At 72.5% G+C, this 16,871-nt stretch carries 17 protein-coding genes and 1 pseudogene; 8 read left to right on the forward strand and 10 right to left on the reverse strand.

Going from position 1 to position 16,871, the window contains the following annotated elements:
* Positions 1-88: 88 nt before the first annotated feature.
* Positions 89-436: a DUF488 domain-containing protein gene (locus ACLZN2_RS26725; RefSeq protein ID WP_416981643.1), complete on the reverse strand. Its 348-nt coding sequence runs from the start codon at positions 434-436 to the stop codon at positions 89-91.
* A 134-nt stretch (positions 437-570) separates the two neighbouring features.
* Between ACLZN2_RS26725 and ACLZN2_RS26730 the strand changes: the two genes are divergently transcribed.
* Positions 571-1,986 carry a M1 family metallopeptidase gene (locus tag ACLZN2_RS26730; RefSeq protein ID WP_416981644.1) on the forward strand — a complete coding sequence of 472 codons (1,416 nt, stop codon included), beginning with the start codon at positions 571-573 and terminating at the stop codon, positions 1,984-1,986.
* A 71-nt stretch (positions 1,987-2,057) separates the two neighbouring features.
* Here the strand turns inward: ACLZN2_RS26730 and ACLZN2_RS26735 are convergent, their stop codons facing one another.
* Positions 2,058-3,275, reverse strand: coding sequence for a saccharopine dehydrogenase family protein (locus ACLZN2_RS26735; RefSeq protein WP_416981645.1), 1,218 nt, complete (start codon positions 3,273-3,275; stop codon positions 2,058-2,060).
* Positions 3,276-3,423: 148 nt separating this feature from the next.
* On the opposite strand from ACLZN2_RS26735, the gene ACLZN2_RS26740 reads away from it, so the two are divergent.
* Positions 3,424-4,131, forward strand: a complete 708-nt coding sequence (locus tag ACLZN2_RS26740) for a TetR/AcrR family transcriptional regulator (protein ID WP_416981646.1) — start codon at positions 3,424-3,426, stop codon at positions 4,129-4,131.
* 39 nt (positions 4,132-4,170) lie between these two features.
* On the opposite strand, the gene ACLZN2_RS26745 is transcribed toward ACLZN2_RS26740, so the two are convergent.
* Positions 4,171-5,073, reverse strand: coding sequence for a LysR family transcriptional regulator ArgP (locus tag ACLZN2_RS26745; RefSeq protein ID WP_416981648.1), 903 nt, complete (start codon positions 5,071-5,073; stop codon positions 4,171-4,173).
* Between the two features lie 77 nt (positions 5,074-5,150).
* Between ACLZN2_RS26745 and ACLZN2_RS26750 the strand changes: the two genes are divergently transcribed.
* Both ACLZN2_RS26750 and ACLZN2_RS26755 read left to right on the forward strand, forming a co-directional pair.
* Entirely contained in the window at positions 5,151-5,768 is a 618-nt protein-coding gene (locus tag ACLZN2_RS26750; RefSeq protein ID WP_416981649.1) for a LysE/ArgO family amino acid transporter, read from the forward strand.
* Between the two features lie 103 nt (positions 5,769-5,871).
* Positions 5,872-7,218, forward strand: coding sequence for an MFS transporter (locus ACLZN2_RS26755; RefSeq protein ID WP_416981650.1), 1,347 nt, complete (start codon positions 5,872-5,874; stop codon positions 7,216-7,218).
* A gap of 54 nt (positions 7,219-7,272) precedes the next feature.
* On the opposite strand, the gene ACLZN2_RS26760 is transcribed toward ACLZN2_RS26755, so the two are convergent.
* Positions 7,273-7,728 (reverse strand): cyclic nucleotide-binding domain-containing protein, encoded by a 456-nt coding sequence (locus tag ACLZN2_RS26760; RefSeq protein WP_416981652.1) that lies wholly within the window; start codon positions 7,726-7,728, stop codon positions 7,273-7,275.
* Between the two features lie 278 nt (positions 7,729-8,006).
* The gene (locus ACLZN2_RS26765) at positions 8,007-8,228 is read right to left on the reverse strand and encodes a hypothetical protein (RefSeq protein ID WP_416981653.1); all 222 of its coding nucleotides are present in this window, start codon (positions 8,226-8,228) and stop codon (positions 8,007-8,009) included.
* A 165-nt stretch (positions 8,229-8,393) separates the two neighbouring features.
* Here ACLZN2_RS26765 and ACLZN2_RS26770 point away from each other — a divergent pair, with 165 nt between their 5' ends.
* The 4 genes from ACLZN2_RS26770 to ACLZN2_RS26785 all read left to right on the forward strand — a co-directional run bounded on the left by ACLZN2_RS26770 (position 8,394) and on the right by ACLZN2_RS26785 (position 10,604).
* Complete coding sequence (locus ACLZN2_RS26770; RefSeq protein ID WP_416981654.1) at positions 8,394-8,846, forward strand: ATP-binding protein; 453 nt, start codon at positions 8,394-8,396, stop codon at positions 8,844-8,846.
* A 69-nt stretch (positions 8,847-8,915) separates the two neighbouring features.
* Entirely contained in the window at positions 8,916-9,758 is an 843-nt protein-coding gene (locus ACLZN2_RS26775; RefSeq protein ID WP_416981655.1) for a SigB/SigF/SigG family RNA polymerase sigma factor, read from the forward strand.
* Positions 9,759-10,015: 257 nt separating this feature from the next.
* Positions 10,016-10,144 carry a hypothetical protein gene (locus tag ACLZN2_RS26780; RefSeq protein ID WP_416981657.1) on the forward strand — a complete coding sequence of 43 codons (129 nt, stop codon included), beginning with the start codon at positions 10,016-10,018 and terminating at the stop codon, positions 10,142-10,144.
* Positions 10,145-10,172: 28 nt separating this feature from the next.
* Positions 10,173-10,604 carry a hypothetical protein gene (locus ACLZN2_RS26785; protein ID WP_416981658.1) on the forward strand — a complete coding sequence of 144 codons (432 nt, stop codon included), beginning with the start codon at positions 10,173-10,175 and terminating at the stop codon, positions 10,602-10,604.
* Positions 10,605-10,648: 44 nt separating this feature from the next.
* Here the strand turns inward: ACLZN2_RS26785 and ACLZN2_RS26790 are convergent.
* The 5 genes and pseudogenes from ACLZN2_RS26790 to ACLZN2_RS26810 form a co-directional block, all read right to left on the reverse strand.
* Positions 10,649-11,502 (reverse strand): annotated as a pseudogene (locus ACLZN2_RS26790) (hypothetical protein); the annotation flags it as partial.
* A 57-nt stretch (positions 11,503-11,559) separates the two neighbouring features.
* Positions 11,560-12,936, reverse strand: a complete 1,377-nt coding sequence (locus ACLZN2_RS26795; RefSeq protein WP_416981659.1) for an NAD(P)/FAD-dependent oxidoreductase — start codon at positions 12,934-12,936, stop codon at positions 11,560-11,562.
* Positions 12,937-13,149: 213 nt separating this feature from the next.
* Positions 13,150-13,584 carry an ATP-binding protein gene (locus tag ACLZN2_RS26800; RefSeq protein ID WP_416981661.1) on the reverse strand — a complete coding sequence of 145 codons (435 nt, stop codon included), beginning with the start codon at positions 13,582-13,584 and terminating at the stop codon, positions 13,150-13,152.
* Positions 13,585-13,695: 111 nt separating this feature from the next.
* On the reverse strand, positions 13,696-15,594 hold the full coding sequence (locus ACLZN2_RS26805; protein WP_416981662.1) for an AMP-dependent synthetase/ligase: 1,899 nt from the start codon (positions 15,592-15,594) through the stop codon (positions 13,696-13,698).
* Positions 15,595-15,760: 166 nt separating this feature from the next.
* On the reverse strand, positions 15,761-16,855 hold the full coding sequence (locus ACLZN2_RS26810) for a glutamate--cysteine ligase (protein WP_416981663.1): 1,095 nt from the start codon (positions 16,853-16,855) through the stop codon (positions 15,761-15,763).
* Positions 16,856-16,871: the final 16 nt, after the last annotated feature.

Raw genomic sequence — 16,871 nt, forward strand, 5'->3', positions numbered from 1 at the left:
ACGAGGGTCAGGGCCCGGCACACCGAGAGCACGCACCTGACGCCGCGTGGCCGCCCTCCGGGCGACGACGGGAATTTGACGACAGGGCCTAGCCGAGCAACCCCAGCAGTACGGCCGCGTGGCTCTCCTCCGGGGACTTCGCGGCCGTCAGCAGGGTGACCGGGCCCTCGCGGACCAACGTGCGGACGTGGTCGAGGAGTTCGGCCGCCTCGGGGGCGGCCAGCTCCGCCTCGTAGCGGCGGGCGAACTCGTCGTACGACGTCTCGCCCGCGTGGTACCAGCGGCGCAGCTCCGTCGAGGGGGTCATCGCCTTGGGCCACTCGTCGATCCGCGCCGCGTCCTTGGTGAGGCCGCGCGGCCACAGCCGGTCGACGAGGACACGCACCCCGTCCTCGGGCTCGGGGGGTTCGTAGACACGGCGTACACGGACACTCATGCCGCCGAGCGTAGGGCCTGCCCGCGGCGGTCCGGTGACGCCGCGCGGTTTGACCTGGAGGAGGGCGATTCCGGGCAGCGCGTTGCCTAGTCTTTGGGGCGTTCGCTCACCCGCCACCCCCCCAAGGAGCGCACGTGACCCACCCCCGCAGACGCCCCGCCCCGCTGCGGCGCGAAGCCGTCGTCGCCACCGTCCCGGTCGCCGTGGCGGCCCTGTTGACGGCGGCCGGACCCGCCACCGCGGCCGGTCCGGTGGGCGCCCCCGGCGTCGGGGACCCGTACTTCCCGCTCGCCGGGAACGGCGGCTACCACGTCTCCCACTACGGTCTGACGCTCGGTTACGACCCGACCAGCCGTCACCTCACCGGCAAGGCCGTCCTCACCGCCCGCGCGACCCAGCGCCTGACCCGCTTCGACCTCGACCTCAAGGGCCTGAAGATCACCGGCCTGACGGTCGATCACCGCACCGCCGCCCACCGGCGCGACGGCCAGGAACTCGTCGTCACCCCCGCCCGCCCCCTGCGCAAGGGCCAGTCCTTCCGCGTCACCGTCACCTACCAGGGCAAGCCCGGCCCGGTCACCGACCCCGACGGCTCCCTCGACGGCTGGATCCCCACAGACGACGGCGCCTTCGTCGCCGGGGAACCGCAGGGCGCCATGACCTGGTTCCCGGCCAACAACCACCCCCTCGACAAGTCGTCGTACGACGTCACGATCACCGTCCCCAAGGGCCGCACCGCCGTCTCCAACGGCATCCTGCTCGGACAGCGGACCCGGAACGGCAAGACCACCTTCCACTGGCGCCAGAAGGAACCCATGGCCGCCTACCTCGCCACCGCGACGGTAGGAACGTTCCAGGTCAAGCAGTACACGACCCGCGACGGCACCAAGGTGTACGACGCCGTCGACCCGCGCGAGGCCAACGCCGCCGCGTCCGTGCTGAAGAAGCTGCCGTCCGTACTGGAGTGGGAGAGCAGGCTGTTCGGGCCCTACCCGTACCGCGCCGCCGGTTCCATCGTCGACCACGCGCCCAACGTCGGCTACGCCCTGGAGACCCAGACCCGTCCGGTGTACGACAGCGCACCCGACCTGAGCACGCTCGTCCACGAGAGCGCCCACCAGTGGTTCGGCGACTCCGTCTCGCTGACGTCCTGGAAGGACATCTGGCTCAACGAGGGCTTCGCCACCTACGCCGAGTGGCTGTACTCCGAGCAGCACGGCGGTGACAGCGCCCAGAAGGCATTCGACACGCTGTACGCCACCCCCGCCACCGACAGCCTGTGGGCGTTCCCGCCCGGCAACCCCGGCAGCGGCGCCAACATCTTCGGCACGCCCGTCTACGCCCGCGGCGCCATGGCCCTGCAGGCCCTGCGAGGCGAGGTCGGCGACCGGGTCTTCCTCCGCGTCCTGCGCGCCTGGGCGCAGCAGCACCGCTACGGCCACGGCACCACCGCCCAGTTGGAGCGCCTCGCGGAGCGGGAGTCAGGAAAGGACCTCGGTGCCCTCTTCCACACATGGCTGTACCAGCCGGGCAAGCCCAGCACCCCGTGACGGCCGGGGCGGCGCGCCCCTCGTAACCGCGGCATGCCCGGGCGCGCCGCCTGGCCCCGGTCCGGCGCGGCTCACTGCTCCCGCAGGCCCCACGGTGAGCCGTACGCCGTGAGCAGGTCGAGGAAGGGGCGGGCGGGGAACGCCTCGGGGCCGAGGACGCCCCGGCCGGACCAGGCGCCGGTGGCGAGGAGCTCCAGGGCGACGACCGGGTTGACGGCCGTCTGCCACACCACGGCCTGGCTGCCGTACTCGGCCATGGACCACTGGTTGTCGACCACGTGGTACAGGTACACCTCGCGCGGCGCGCCGTCCTTCACGCCCCGCACCCAGGTGCCGGCGCAGGTCTTGCCGTGCATGCGCTCGCCCAGCGTCGCCGGGTCGGGCAGACAGGCGGCGACGACGTCCCGGGGCGAGACCGGCACCGGTCCCGCCGCGCTCGGCACGGTCACCGGCGTGGTGCGGTCCAGCTCCAGTTTGTGCAGCGTCTTCAGCGTGTCGACGAACTCGCGGCCCAGGCCGTACTTGAAGGTGACCCGGCGGGCGTCCACCCAGCGCGGGACGAGCAGCACCTCCTCGTGCTCCACGTTCACGCACTCGACCGGGCCGATGCCCTCGGGGAAGTCGAACACCTCGGGTTCGCTGAACGGCTCGGTGGTGTACCAGCCGCGGCCCGCCTCATAGACCACCGGGGGGTTCAGGCACTCCTCGATCGTGGTCCAGATGTTGAAGGAGGGCGCGAAGTCCGCGCCGTCGACGGTGAGGTTCGCGCCGTCCCGGATGCCGATCTCCTCGATCTCGTCGAAGAGTTCGTCGGCGGCGTACCGCGCGAACACGTCCGACAGGCCCGGCTCCACGCCCATGCCGACCAGAGCGAGAGCGCCCGCCTCCGCCCAGTCCCCGGCCTGCGCGAACTGCGCGTCGCCGAGCTTGACCCCGCACTCCTCGTAGGGCCGCTCCGGGTGCGGCCGGGACAGGGACATCGCCATGTCGACATAGGTGGCGCCGACGGTGCGTGCCGCACGGAACAGGGGCATCACGAAGCGCGGGTCGGTGGCGTTCAGGAGCACGTCGCAGCGGTGCCGGGCGAGCAGCGCGGCCACGGCGGCCTCGTCGCCCGCGTCGACGCGCTCGGCGGTGAACCGGTCGTCGCCGTCGAGCGCGGCGACGGCGGCCGAGGCGCGGGCGGGGTCGTGGTCGGCGACCACCATCGCCTCGAAGAACGGACGCCGTGCGGCGATCCGGGTGACGGCGGTACCCACACCGCCGGCACCCACGAGCAGGACACGCATGAGGAGAACTCCCTCGGTCGAGGTCTGCGGAAGAAGGTCGAAGGTCTGCGAAGGAAGGGGCCCTGTCCGCGATACAACGCCTTCCCCTGCCGTAAGGTCAATGGCGTTGGCATAAGGGCCACGGACAAGCACGGAGAGGCGACCGACGATGCCGAAGACGGTCGTACCGGAGGAGAAGCGGCGGCGGCGCAGGCCCACCAGGAGCGGCACCGTGCTGTCCGAGCGGCTGATCGTCGAGGCCGCGCTGCGGATGCTGCGCGAGCACGGCAGCGGCGGGCTGACCGCCCGCCGGCTCGGCCTCGCCCTGGACTGCGACCCCAGTACCCTGTACCGCTACTTCCGGGGGATGGACGAGCTGACCCTGGCCATCGGTGACGCGCTGATCGGCGAGGCGCTGCGCGGCTGGACGCCGACGGGACGGTGGCGGGCCGACCTGCACGCGATCGGGCTGCGCATTTACGCCGCGTACGTCGCCCATCCGCAGGCGGCGCAGCTCACCGCGAGCCGGGTCACCGGCCGGGCCAACGAACTGGCCGCCGACGAGGCCGTCCTGGACGTCCTGCGCACCGCCGGCTTCCCGCTCCCGGAGACGGTCCGCATCTACCACGCCTTCATCGACCAGACCCTGGCCTTCGCCGCCCTGGACGCGGCGTCCCTCGCGCTGCCCCGGGCCTCCCAGCGCGCCGACGACGCGAAGTGGGCCTCGACCTACGCCCGGCTCCCCGCAGCCACCCACCCCCGCATCGCCGAGGCGGCCCCCCTCCTGGCGTCCCACATGGTCACCAGCGCCTACCCGACGGCCCTGGAGATGCTGCTGGACAGCGCGGCGGGGACGTTGGCCGGGCTCAACTCCTGAGCCTTTGTCCAGGCTCAACTCCTGAGCCTTTGTCCGGGCTCACCCCCTCAACGTCTCCGCCGCCTCCTGCACCACCGCCGCGGCCACCGCCGCCAGGGCGGGCGAGTCGAGCTTCCACTGCTGCCAGTACAGCGGGACGTCCAGTGGGCGGTCGGGGGCCAGGGGGATCAGGCGGCCGGTGTCCAGCAGGGTGCCGGCCTGGGCCTCGGGGACCATGCCCCAGCCGAACCCGGCGGCGACCGCGGCCACGAAACCCTCCGAGGTCGGCACGGCGTGTCGTACCGGACCCGCGCCAACGGCGCCGCGCCGCAGCCCGCGCAGGAACGCGTCCTGGAGGTCGTCGCTGCGGTCGAAGGTCATCACGGGAGCCCGCGCCAGCGTCTCGTGGAGCGGGCCGTCCGCGAGGTGGCGGGCCGCGAACTCGGGGCTGGCGGCCGCCAGATAGCGCATCGTGCCCAGCGCGCGCACCGAGCAGCCGGTCACGGCCTCCGGCGACGAGGTGACCGCGGCCATGACGAGCCCCTCCCGCAGCAGCTCCGCCGTCCGGGTCTCGTCCTCCCGGTGGAGTTCGAAGCAGAGCGGCGGGTCCTGCGGCACCCGGGTCAAGGCGGACAGGAACCAGGTCGCCAGCGAGTCCGCGTTCACCGCGACCGTCACCCGCGTCGGCTCACCGGCCCCGCTCATGCCCAGCTCGGACCGCGTGTCGCGTTCCAGCCGGGCCAACTGCCGGGCGAACCGGACGACGATCTCACCGGACTCCGTCGGCCGCACCGGCTTGGTGCGCAGCAGCAGGACCCGGCCCGTGCGCTGCTCCAGCGCCTTGACGCGCTGACTGACCGCGGACGGCGTCACATGCAGGACGGCCGCCGCCGCGTCGAAGGTGCCCTCGTCCACCACGGCCAGCAGCGTCCGCACCTGCTCCAGAGGGAGGTCGATCATCATGACGTCATCACGAACGCTAATGGTACGTAAAAATCTTTAGCTGTACGGACGGTGATCGTCTCCTTAGCGTGGAGGCCATGTCCACCGCACTCGCCGCCGCGGCCGCAGGCTTCGGTACCGGTCTCTCGCTCATCGTCGCCATCGGCGCCCAGAACGCCTTCGTCCTGCGGCAGGGGATCCGCCGCGACGCCGTCCTCGCCGTCGTCGGGATCTGCGCCCTGTCCGACGCCGTCCTCATCGCCTTCGGCGTGGGCGGCGTGGGCGCCCTGGTGGTGGCCTGGCCGGAGGCCCTGACCGTGGTCGGCTGGGTCGGGGGCGCGTTCCTGCTGGGTTACGGGCTGCTGGCGGCCCGCCGGGTGATCCGGCCCGGCACCGACGCGCTGCGCACGGACGGGGAGGCGGCCGGCTCACGCCGCCGGGCCGTGCTCACCTGCCTCGCGCTGACCTGGCTCAATCCGCACGTCTACCTCGACACCGTCTTCCTGCTCGGCTCCATCGCCGCCGACCGCGGCCCGCTGCGCTGGACCTTCGGCCTCGGCGCCGCCTTCGCCAGCCTGTGCTGGTTCGCCGCCCTGGGCTTCGGCGCCCGGCTGCTCGGCCGCTTCCTGACCCGGCCAGCCGCCTGGCGTGTCCTGGACGGTCTGGTCGCCGCCACGATGATCACCCTCGGGGTGCTGCTCCTCACGGGCGCCTGAGTCCGCGATGTGAGATCGCATGTCCAAAAGGGCGGCGTAACCACAGGTGCTGCTGCAAGAGTGGCCCCCGACCCGAAAGTGGTAGCGAGCAACCAGGACGCGCGTGGACACCAGCGAGAGCAGCAGCACCGCACCCGAGGCCGGTACCGACGACGGCCCGAGTACCGGTGACAGCCCGACTGTCGGTGACGGCCCGACGACCGAGGACGCACGCCGACGCGGCTGGCGCCGCTGGGCGATGGACACCCGCCCCCTGCGCCGCCCCGCCTACCGCAGACTGTGGTCCTCGACCATCGTCACGGCCGTCGGCAGCCAGCTGACGGCCGTCGCCGTGCCCAAGCAGATCTACGACATCACCGGGTCCTCCGCCTGGGTCGGCTACGCCAGCCTCGCCGGGCTGGTGCCGATGGTGCTGTTCGCGCTGTGGGGCGGCGCGGTCGCCGACACCATGGACCGGCGCAGGCTGATGCTGATCACCAACAGCGGGATCGCCGTCACCTCGGTGCTGTTCTGGCTCCAGGCGGTCTCCGGCCTGGACTCGGTGGCCGTCCTGATGGCGCTGCTCGCCGCCCAGCAGGCGTTCTTCGGCCTCAACGCGCCCGCCCGCAACGCCTCCGTCGCCCGCCTGGTCCCGGCGGAGGAACTCGCCGCCGCGAACGCCCTCGGCTCCACGGTCATGCAGACCGGCCTGGTCGCGGGCCCGCTGCTGGCGGGCGCCCTGATCCCCGTGATCGGCCTGCCCGAGCTGTACCTGCTCGACGCCCTCGCCCTGTGCGTGACCCTGTGGGCCGTCGTCCGCCTGCCCTCGCTGCCGCCGCTCGCCACCACCACGGCCAAGCGGGCCGGCGTGCGCGAGATCGCCGAGGGCTTCCGCTACATGGCCGGGCACAAGGTGCTGCTGCTGTCCTTCCTCGCCGATGTCGTCGCCATGGTCTTCGGCATGCCCCGCGCGCTCTTCCCGCAGCTCGCCGACCGGACGTACGGCTCCTACGGCGAGGGACTCGCCCTCGGTCTGCTGTTCGCGGCGATCCCCGTCGGCGCGGTGCTGGGCGGACTGTTCTCGGGGACGTTCTCGCGGGCCCGCCGGCACGGCTGGATGGTGATCGGCGCGGTCGTCGCCTGGGGCGCCGCGATCACCGGGTCCGGGCTGAGTACGAGTCTGTGGCTCGCGGTGGTGTTCCTGGCCGCGGCCGGTGTCGCCGACATGGTGTCGATGGTCTTCCGCACCTCGATTCTGCTGTCCGCCGCCACCGACGAGATGCGCGGCCGGATGCAGGGCGTCTTCACGGTCGTCGTCGCGGGCGGACCGCGGCTCGCCGACGTCCTGCACGGTACCGCCGGCGCAGCCTTCGGCCCGCGCGCGGCGGTCGCGGGCGGCGGCCTGCTGGTCGTGGCGGTCATGCTGGCCCTGGCCACCGCGGTACCGGCGCTGCGCCGCTACCGCGTCTGACGGCTGCCGTACCGCCGCGGCGTCCGGCGCATCGGGGGCGCCCCCGTGGGAGGGCTACCGCGCCCCGCGCCGGTATGGCCCGTACTGCTCCAGCAGGCGGCCCCGGGTCATCTCCAGCCGGTGGGCGAGGATCTCGGCCACGATCCGCACGAGCGTCACCCCGAGCGCCGGATCCTCCTCGCACAGTTTCAGCACCGGCTGCGCATCGAACTCGTAGGCGCGGACCGGGCTGAACGCCTCGGCGCCGAAGTCCCACTGGTACGGCGGGAACAGCCAGGACCAGCCGAGCAGATCACCGGCGCCGAGGCTCGCGACGGTGACCCGTTGCACCGAGGTCACCGGCTGGACGAGGGAGACCGCTCCGGAGCGGATGACCCAGAAACGGTCGGCCCGGCCGCCCGCCTCGAAGATCCGGGCGTCCTCGGGGAACGAGACCTCCCGGGCGAGCTCCATCAGGCGCAGGCGCTGGGGCGGGGGGAGGGCGGTCAGCAGTTTGGTCGCTTTGGTCATGGCGCGGTGCTCCTCGCCGGGCGATCGGTCGCGGTGCTTTCTCCACAGCCCATTTCAGCCGCTGCCGGCCGACCGGGCACCTCGGCGGAGGTGACTTTCGACAGAAGGGCAGGAAAAAGCCCTGGCTGGACGGGGGAAGCCAGCCAGGGCCGTCAAGGATGGTGTGCGAAGGAGGCTGCTGCTCGACCTCGCTCACCGCCTATGGATGAACCGTAAACCATCCACGGAGATTTCGCGTAACCGGAACCCGGTCACGTGACCCGTTTCACTTCGCCCGGTCAGTGCTGCACACCGGCCCGGCCCGGAGTCACTATCTCGTCCAGAACCCGGAGCACCGCCTCGTACGCCAGACCCCGCACCCGCGCTTCGTGCGCCGCGTCCGGATCGGCCCGCTCCAGTTCCCCGCTCCGGGCCCGCCAGGTCCGCAGTTCCTCCCGCGCGCAGGCCCTCGCGCGCTGGATGCGACGCAGCAGTTCGCCCGAGTCCACGACATCGGCCATGCCTGATATGTACCCCCCGACGGCCGCTCCGACCACTTTCCGCGCCCCGCATGTTTGGAGTCCGCCGGGGCGGCCAGCCGAAGAGAGAGGGCCGGCGGCCCCTTGTTCCATCCGCACATCCATCCGCACATCCACCCGTGCGGGAATGGCCAGGGGAGCGAAAGGATGCGTGTCAACGACTCGACCGACCGCGCGGACGTACTCGACCCACAGGGCGGGCCCGGTCCGGATGCCGGAGCGCGCCCCTGCATGCCCGCCGACGTCCGCGGGGCCGTACGCCGGGCGGTGGCCGAGCGGTGCCGGGGCGGCGGCCGCCGGTACGACGAGGAGGCCCTCACCGACGCGCTGCTCGTCGCCTCGGAACTCGCCACCAACGCGATCCTCCACGGCGGCGGTGTCACCGCGTACGACGTGGACCTCGACGGACACGCCGTACGGGTCTCCGTGAGCGACCGCAGCGACCGGTGGCCGGTGACCGTCGACCCGCTCGACGAACGCGGGCGGACCCGCACCGGCGGCCGGGGCTGGCCGATCGTCTGCCGGCTCGCCCAGGACGTACGGGTGTCCGGCCTGCCCTCCGGGGGCAAGCGCATCACCGCCGTGGTCCCCGTGTTCTGAGAAGCCGTGTCCGGCGGCGGCCCTCCCCGTGGTCAATCCCCGAGACGACCGTTCAGGAGCCGATTTCGCATGCTAATCGACATGTCGACAAGCAGTCCCGCAGCATCCGCCCGCTCCACGGCCCGGACCCGGCGGACCCACGACGACGCCCCTGACACCGCCCACCAGTTCGCGCGGCTGAACAGTCTGGAGGCGGGGCCCGAACGGGGTGCCGTGCGCGACGAGATCGTCACCGCCTGGCTGCCCATGGCCCACCGCATCGCCGGCCGGTTCCGCGACCGCGGCGAGGCCGTCGAGGACCTGCGGCAGGTCGCCGCGCTCGGCCTGGTCAAGGCCGTCGACCGCTTCGACCCCGGGCGCGGCGCGTTCGAGAGCTACGCCGTGCCCACCATCACCGGTGAGATCAAGCGGCACTTCCGGGACCGGATGTGGGCGCTGCGCGTCCCCCGCCGGGTCCAGGAACTGCGCAACAAGGTACGGATCGCCCGCCGCGAACTCATCCAGAACCCGGGCTCCCCCGAGCCCTCGGTCGCCGACCTCGCCGCCCGCACGGGCCTGACCGAGAGCGAGGTCGGTGCCGGTCTGGAGGCCCTGGAGAGCTTCAGCACGCTGTCGCTGGACGCCGAACCGCCCTCCGGCGACGACGGATACAGCCTCGCCGACAGGCTGGGCGGCCCGGACGCCTCGTACGACACCGTCGTCGACCGCGAGTCCGCCAAGCAGGGCCTGCGCAGCCTGCCCGAACGCGAACGCGCCATCCTCTACATGCGGTTCTTCGAGGACATGACCCAGAGCCGGATCGCCGACCGGCTGGGCATCTCCCAGATGCACGTCTCCCGCCTCATCAACCGCAGCTGTGAGCGGGTCCGCGAGGAGGCCATGGGGCGGCGCCGCTACGACGGCGGGGCCTGAACCCCCGCACGCGCGGCGACGGGCGGCCGGGACAGGCGTGCCGGAGCAGCGGCCGCCGGCGCGGCGCACCTCGCAGCGGCGCAACGTCATGATGCCCCGCCCCGGCCCGCCGCAGCCGAGGTGCGGTGCCGGCTGCCGTACTGAGCCGGACGCTCGCCGTGGTCGGCACCGACACGGGCACTGTGCAGACTGTCGACCGCGCGTCACCGGACGTCTGGGCGGAGAGCGGCACACCGGGCTGACGGAGGAGTGGCCCGGTGTTCACCGAGCCCGCCCGCGGGGCCGTCCGCGTCTCCGGCAGGGCCTGCCGCAACGGTGCCTCCGACCGCCCCGCGCGCCGCCCGGCACAGGATCCGCACGCGCTGGGCCGGAGGCGCGAGGTCTGACACGCGGTTGCCGGGGAACCCGGAGCACATGAACGAATCCGAGTTCCCGCCGGACGCACGGCCCGTCGACATGTACCTCGACCTCCTGCGCCTGCGCATGGACGACGAGGACTACAGGCTGTTGCTGAGGATCGTCACCCCGGCGTTGCGCGCCCTGGACGAACAGCCCCCCGAGAGTCTCGACTTCGCCCTGGACCCGGACGACAGCGACGAGCTGCCCCAGGAGATCCGGGACGAGGCCGCCCTGGTCATCGCCACCGCACTCACCGGCCGCCTGGACAACCAGCTGATCGAGATCCACGTGGACGACACCGGTCCGATCCGGGTGGTCACCGACGCGGCCACCGCCGAGGACCCCGCCCGCCTCGCCGAGATCGCCGGCTGCATCCGGCAGCGGCAGCACGACACGGAGGAACTGCGCGGCATCGCCGCCGCGAGCGACCTGCCCACCGACTTCTGACCGACCGCCGCCGACCGCCGGCCCACCTCGGCCGTGCGACCGCTACCCCCGGGGCGCGCCAGCCCGAGCACCGCCTCGTCCAGCCGTTGCAGATGCCGCAGCACCCGGTCGGTGACCCGGTGACCCGGTGACCCGGTGACCCGGCCGCAGCGCGGCGTGCCGAGCCCGCCCGGCTTCAGCAGCGCCGCGATGCCCGGCCCGGTGAGCACCTTGGCCGCGGCGGGCTCCTCGGCGACCCGGGCGGCGATCGCTCCGATGTCATGCAGGATCCGCTGCCCGGCCCCGCGCAGCCGGGGATGCGCCGCGATCGACGGATGCGTGGGCAGCTGTTCCGCGGTCGCCGCCAGTGACCGGGCGTGGTACGCGCAGATCTCCAGCAGCGCGACCACGTACCGCGCCGTGTCCCGCCGGGTCCTGAGCGGGGTCACCGGAGTGCGTCAGCGGCTGGTTGGCCGCCCTCAGCTCCGCCGGCGCCCGGTCCAGGTCCGGGGCCGGTCCAGCAGGTCGGCCGGCGGCCTGCCGCCGAGCTGGTCGACAGCCGACGGTAGCCCCGGACCAGGATCTCCCCGGTGGACTCGGTGTTGAGGAACACGATCCAGCAGGTCAGCACCGCCCAGTACCACGGGTGCGTGGACAGCAGCTCGCCGCCCACCGTGGCCGGCGACGCGCAGACGGCGACCTGCACCACGGCCCGGGTGGTCGGGTGCCGCAGCCCCGCAGCGCCAGCGTGACCGCCTGCCGGGGCCGCTGCTTCCCCCGGATGGCGAAGGTGGCGACCATCGCCGCGATGGCCCCCGCGACCAGATGCTGGACGTCCGCTCCGAGCAACGCGAGCACGGCCGGCGTGAGCGAGATCGCGGCCACCGTCCGCAGCCCGCCGCGGGCCGCAGCAGCCCCGGATCGGACGCGGCGGCCCGGTCCCGTCACCGGGCCGCCGCACTCACCCCCGCTGGCGTCACCCGGACCCGGAACCAGGGCCCTCGACGTGCGCTCGGATCTGCTCGGGTGTCAGATAGGCGTCCGTGTGCTCGAAGTCCTTCAGCCTGGCGGCCCTGCGCGCCTGGAACCCGGTGCGCACGAAATCGTCGCCCGCGACCGCGTTCAGCGTCCAGTTCGTCAGCACCCGCGCCTTGGCCACGCCCGTGCGCAGCGCCGACCAGTGGTAGCCGCGCGCCACGGCCTGCGCGGGCAGCCCCCGCAGCTCGATGCCGAGCGGCTTGGACACGGCGTCGGTGCCGCCGAGGTCGACGACCAGACCGAGGTCCTTGTGCACGTACGGCCGCGTCGACTGCCCGCGCAGGGTCGCGATGACGTTGTCGGCGACCACCTTCCCCTGCCGCATGGCGTGCTGCGCGGTCGGCGGGCAGATCGCGTCCGGGTCGTCCTTCACCTCGTCCGGTACGGCGGCCGCGTCGCCGAGGGCGAACACCCCGTCGTGTCCCGGCAGGTCCATGTTCGCGGTGACCGCGAGCCGTCCGCGCACGGTCTCCGCGCCGAGCGTGGCGATCAGCGGGCTCGCCGCCACCCCGGCCGTCCAGATCAGCGTGCGGGTCGGGATCACCCGGCCGTCGGTGAAGGTGACCTCCTCCGGGCCCGCCTTGGCGATGGAGACGCCCAGCGAGATGTCGATGCCGCGCCTGCGCAGGATGTCCTGCGCGCTGCGGCCCAGCTTGTCGCCGAGCTCCGGCATCAACTTGGGGGCGATGTCGATGAGATGCCACTTGATCAGGTTCGGGTCCAGCCGCGGATAGCGCTTGACCGCGTTGTGGGTGAGCAGCTGCAGACAAGCGGCGGTCTCGGTGCCGGCGTAGCCGCCGCCCACGACCACGAACTGCAGCCGGGAGGCCCGCTCGGCGGGGTCGTGGCTGGCGTCGGCGAGGTCGAGCTGGGAGATGACGTGGTCACGGATGTACGCGGCCTCGGCGAGCGTCTTCATGCCGAAGGCGTGCTCGGTCAGCCCCGGGATGTCGAGGGTGCGGGTCACACTGCCGGGAGCCAGCACGATGTAGTCGTACGGCTCGTTCACGATCTCGTCGGTGATCGTGCGGATGACGCAGACCTTCGACTTCAGGTCCACTCCGATGGCGCCGCCCGGGATGATCCGGGTGCGGTACTTCTTGCTGCGGCGCAGGGACAGGGCGATCGACTGGGGTGTCAGCACCCCGGAGGCGACCTGCGGCAGCAGCGGCAGATAGAGCTGGTAGGCGAACGGCGTCACCAGAGTGATCTCGGCTTCCGAGCCGGCGAGCCTGCGTTCCAGACGTCGAACGCATTCCACTCCGGCGAAGCCCGCTCCCACCACCAGGATCCTGGGTCGTGTCACGGTGTCCATCCCTTTCTGCGGCTCCCTGCGGTCTGCCCGCCGTCATACGCGTGCCCTCCCGCGAGCCTTTCGCACCCGATCGATCCCACCGCGCCCGGACCGGTGCCGCCAGCCGGGCGAGGCATGTAGATGAACGTTTCTTCTGAGGCTCCCGTGGTACCCCGCGCAAGCGCCGTGTACGCCCGCCGGGGCCGATGCCCCCTGCAGAGGCTACGGCCCGCCTCACCACGGCAGGAAGACGTGAACCTCCTTGCCCACCCCGTCCGGAACCACGCTGACCTGCGTGCACAGCGCCTGGACCAGATACCAGCCGATGCCGCCGCCCCCGCTTCTCGGCCGGAACGGCCGTGGGAAGGGCACCACGGCACTCGTGTCGTGCAGCGTGACATGCACCCCGTCGAAGGTCGGCCGCAGCCCCAGCTCGAACGGGCCCGGCGCGAACCGGACGGCGTTGGAGGCCAGTTCCGTGACGATCAGCACGATGTCGTGCCAGCACTCCGGCGCGGACGGCGGCGAGACCTCCGCGAGCGCGTCGAGGAATTCCTCGGCCGCCAGCCGCGCGCCCGTCACGTCGTGCGGCTCGCCCGCGAAACGCACGGTACGGCCCGACACGGCCGAGGAGGCCGGGAAGTCGTCGCCGCGCGGGTCGATCGCCATGTCCTCGATGCGGCCCCGTGGAGGCCGGGGCCGTCGTCCTCTCTCGTACGGATCTCTCGGGTCACCACTCACTGGGTTCCCGGGCCGACCCGCCCTACGCGCCCGCGCCGGTCAGCGGAACACGTCGTCCGCGTCGTCCCAGCTCAGGATCTCCTCCGGCGCGTTCTGCCGGGGCAGGCGGGCCCTCGCCTGATACATCGCCTCGATCTCCGCCGCGTAGTGCCGCACGATCGAGTCGCGGCGCAGCTTCATCGACGGGGTCAGCAGACCGTTCGTCTGGTCGAAGGGCTGGGGCAGGATACGGAACGCGCGGATCGACTCCGAGCGGGACACCGTGCTGTTGGCCGCCGCCACGGCCCGGGCGATCTCCTCCCGCAGCGCGTTCTCCTCGCGGGCCTCGCGCCCCTCCCCGTACAGCGTCAGGTTTCCGCGCCAGTGCGCCAGGAACTCGGGGTCCAGGGTGATCAGCGCGCCCACGCAGGGCCGGTTGTCGCCCACGACGACCGCCTGGTGGACGAGCGGATGCATCCGCAGCCGCTGCTCCAGCGCGGCCGGTGCCACGCTCTTGCCGCTGCTGGTGATGATGACGTCCTTCTTGCGGCCGGTGATGGTGAGATAGCCGTCGTTGTCCAGGAAGCCCAGGTCGCCCGTGGCCAGCCAGCCACCGCGCAGCGCCGCTCGGGTCGCGGCGTCGTCGTTGACGTAGCCCTGGAACACCGACGGGCCGCGCACCAGGATCTCCCTGTCGTCCGCCACCCGGATGTCCGTGCCCGGCAGGGCCTGCCCGACCGTCCCCGACTTCTCCCGGCCCAGCGGCTGCATGGTGACCCCGCCGCTGGTCTCGGTCAGCCCGTACCCGTCGTGTACGTACACCCCGATGCCCTCGTAGAACAGGGACAGATCGCGGTGGAGCGGGGAGCCGCCCGAGGTGGCGCGGTGGACTCGGCCGCCGAGGGCCGCGCGGAGCCTGCGGTACACCGTCCGCTCGAAGAGCGCGTGCTGCAGGCGCAGGTCGAAACCGGGCCCGGAACCGCGGCCCAGCCGCTGCCGTTCGACGGCCGCCGCGAAGTCCCGCGCGGTCCCGGCCGCCCGCTCGAACAGCGCCCCGCGCCCCGACTCCTGGGCCACCCGCAGGAAATTCTTGTAGATCTTCTCGAACACCGACGGGACCGCGTACAGATACGTCGGCCGGAAGGACTGCAGCGCCGCCGAGAGCGACGCCGCGCCCAGGTCGGGCTCGTGCCCCATCAGGATGCCCCCGCGCAGGCACAGCCCCTGGATCATCAGCCCGTACACATGGGAGAAGGGCAGGAACGCGAGGACGGAGGCCTGCTCCCCGGCGGGCGCCGCCGTGTGCCCCCAGCCCGCGAGCAGCGTGTCGCAGGGGCTGGCCAGGCTGCGATGGCTCAGCGCGCAGCCGAGGGGACGGCCCGAGGTGCCCGAGGTGTACGCGATCACCGCGGTGGAGTCGGGCAGCACGATCCGGCGCAGCGAGTCCACGGTGGTCAGCGGGACGTACTCACCGCGCCGCCCCAGCTCCGCCAGCGCCCCCGTGTCCAGCTGCCACACATGACGCAGCCGGGGCAGCGTCGCGCACACCGACCCCACGGTCATGACGCTCTGCTCGTCCTCGACGACCACGCCCACACAGGCCGAGTCCCGCAGGATCCACTCGACCTGGTCCCGCGAGGAGGTCGGGTACACGGGCACCACCTCGGCGCCCACGGCCCACAGCGCGTAACTGAGGACGGTCCACTCGTACCGGGTGCGCGCCATGATCGCGACACGGTGGCCGGGGGAGATCCCGGACGCCACGAACCCCTTCGCGAGGTCCACCACCTCGTCGCGCAGCTCGACGGCCGTCACCTCTTCCCAGGTGGCGGAGCCGGGCTCACGGCGGCGGGCCAGGACGGCGAGCGTGGGGGTGCGGGCCGCTGTCTCGAAAACGCTGTCGGCGAGCCCTGCGGTCAGGGGCGAAACGGATGAGGGAGCGACAGCGAAGTCGCGCATACGCTGCTCCTGACATGTACGAAGGGTGACCCCGTCGACGAGAACTGTTATCGACGCTGGCGAATGTAGCCCAGGTGAGACCGGTTGTGGCCGGGAACGGACTAAGTGATGAGCGTCGGTGACACGGGCTTGTCGGAGGGAGCAGACGGAAATCAGCCAAGCTGCCTCAGGTCTGCGTCTGCCGCACGCAGGTGGTGACGACCTCGCGCAGGCTGCCCGTACGCTCGAACACCTCCTGCTGCACCTGCGACCCGTTGCCGTTGCGCAATAGCCCGGCGCACGACTCCCGGGCCCGCTCCAGGTCCCCGCTGTCCGTGAGCGCGTCCTCGACATGCTCCAGCAGCGCCCGTACGACGGTCTCGGCGGGCGCGTGCCGCATGGTCAGGGGATCCACCAGGTCCCCCGTCAGCCCGGAACGGGCGGCCCGCCAGTCGGCCAGCCGCAGCAGGCTGACGCTGTGGTCCACCGGCTCCTTCCCGGCCTCCCAGTCACGGGCGGCCGTCTCCACGAGGGCGCGCGCCAACGTGGCGACGAGGACGGCGGTCTCCGCGTGCAGACAGACGTCCGCCACCCGCACCTCCACGGTCGGCCAGCGGGCCGACAGCCGGGCGTCGAAGTAGACCATCTTCTCGTCGAGGATCGTCCCCGTGGCCAGCATGTCCGCCACCCGCCCGTGGTAGCGCTCGGCCGACCCGAACAGCTCGGTCGGACCGGCCGACGGCCAGCGCAGCCACACCCGGCTGCGATAACTGCTGTACCCCGTCTCACGGCCCTGCCAGAACGGGGAGTTGGCGCTCAGCGCGGTCAGCACGGACAGCCACGGCCGGAGCCGGTCGATGATCGCGACCCCCTCCTCGTCGGAGTCGACCGAGACGTGCACGTGACAGCCGCACACGATCTGCTCACGTGTCGCGATGCGGTACTGGTCCGCCATCCACCGGTAGCGCTGCCCGATGCTCACGGACGGGCGCACCGCCAGCGGGGAGGTGGCGAGGGCGGCGACCGCGCAGCCCGCCTCCCGCGCGTGCTGGGCCGCCTCCGCGCGGATCCGGACGATCTCCGCGCCCAGGTCACCCATCCCCGACTGGGGATGGGTGGCGAACTCGACCATCTGGTTGTGCAGTTCCTTCTGGAAGACGGGCTCCTCCTCCGCCTCCTCGAACCGCGCGGCGCGGGCGAGGACCGCGGCGGACAGCGCCCTGGGCTCCCCGGTCTCCGGGTCGACCAGGAGGAGCTCCTCCTCCACTCCGACGGTGCGCACGCGATGCGGCCTTTCT

Origin of the sequence: Streptomyces sp. T028, assembly GCF_048159505.1 — a bacterium.
Classification (GTDB): Bacteria; Actinomycetota; Actinomycetes; order Streptomycetales; family Streptomycetaceae; genus Streptomyces.